We start from the raw sequence: 1,223 nt of genomic DNA on the forward strand, positions 1-1,223 counted from the left end.
GCCGTCGACCTGGCCGTGGCCGCGGAGGAGCTGGGCGCGGACGGCGCGTACTTCCGGGTGCACCACTTCGCCAGGCAGCTGACCGCGCCGTTCCCGCTGCTGGCCGCGATCGGCGCCCGGACCGAGCGCATCGAGATCGGCACCGGCGTGATCGACATGCGGTACGAGAACCCGATGTACATGGCCGAGGACGCCGGCGCGGCCGACCTCATCGCCGGCGGCAGGCTCCAGCTCGGCATCTCGCGGGGATCGCCGGAGCAGGTGGTCGACGGCTGGCGGTACTTCGGCTACCGGCCCGGCGAGGGCGACACGGACGCCGACATGGCCCGCAGGCACGCCGAGGTGCTGCTGAAGGTGCTGGAGGGCGAGGGCTTCGCCCAGCCCAACCCGTACCCGATGGTCCCGAACCCGCCGGGGCTTCTGCGCCTGGAACCGCACTCGGCGGGACTGCGCGACCGCATCTGGTGGGGCGCGGGCTCCAACGCCACCGCGGTCTGGGCGGCCGAGCAGGGCATGCACCTGATGAGCTCGACGCTGAAGAACGACGAGGGCGGGGCACCGTTCCACGTGCAGCAGGCCGAGCAGATCCGGGCGTTCCGCAAGGCCTGGTCGGACGCCGGGTGGACACGCGAGCCGCGCGTCTCGGTGTCGCGCAGCATCTTCGCCCTCACCTCGGACCTCGACCACGCCTACTTCGGCGACGACGACGAGAGCACCGACAAGGTCGGCTACCTCGACGCCGACACCAAGGCCATCTTCGGCCGCTCCTACGCCGCCGAACCGGACGTCCTGGTCGAGCAACTGGCCGAGGACGAGGCCATCGCGGAGGCCGACACGCTGCTGCTCACCGTGCCCAACCAACTCGGTGTCGAGTACAACACCCACGTCCTCGACAACATCCTCACCCACGTCGCCCCGGCGCTCGGCTGGCGCTGACGCGCGATGTCGCCCGGCGCCCGGACGGGTGGGCTAGCGCGGCGCCGGGTCGCGGGGTTCGAGGGGAGAGTTCCGGTACTTGAGCAGACCTTCGACGCCCAGGAGGAACGTCTCGCGGATGGGGGTCGGGTCGGAGAGGCAGCCCGCCGCCATCGCGCCGTCCCGGAGCATGACGAAGTGCCTGGCCGCGGGCTCGGGTGCCGTCTCCCCCGCCTGCGCCAGCAGCTCCGTGACGGTGCTCTGGAACCACTGCCGGTGCTCGACGACGGTCCGGTGCACGGGGTGCG

The 1,223-nt window shown here is 72.0% G+C and carries 1 protein-coding gene and 1 pseudogene; one reads left to right on the forward strand and one right to left on the reverse strand.

Annotated features, from left to right (window positions below):
- On the forward strand, positions 1-936 hold a 936-nt coding region (locus tag AB0G02_RS41115), incomplete at its 5' end, for an LLM class flavin-dependent oxidoreductase (protein WP_360806242.1).
- A 33-nt stretch (positions 937-969) separates the two neighbouring features.
- Here AB0G02_RS41115 and AB0G02_RS41120 read toward each other — a convergent pair.
- Positions 970-1,223 (reverse strand): annotated as a pseudogene (locus AB0G02_RS41120) (TetR family transcriptional regulator); the annotation flags it as partial.

The sequence above is a fragment of the Actinosynnema sp. NPDC023658 genome (assembly GCF_040639995.1).
Lineage (GTDB): Bacteria > Actinomycetota > Actinomycetes > Mycobacteriales > Pseudonocardiaceae > Actinosynnema.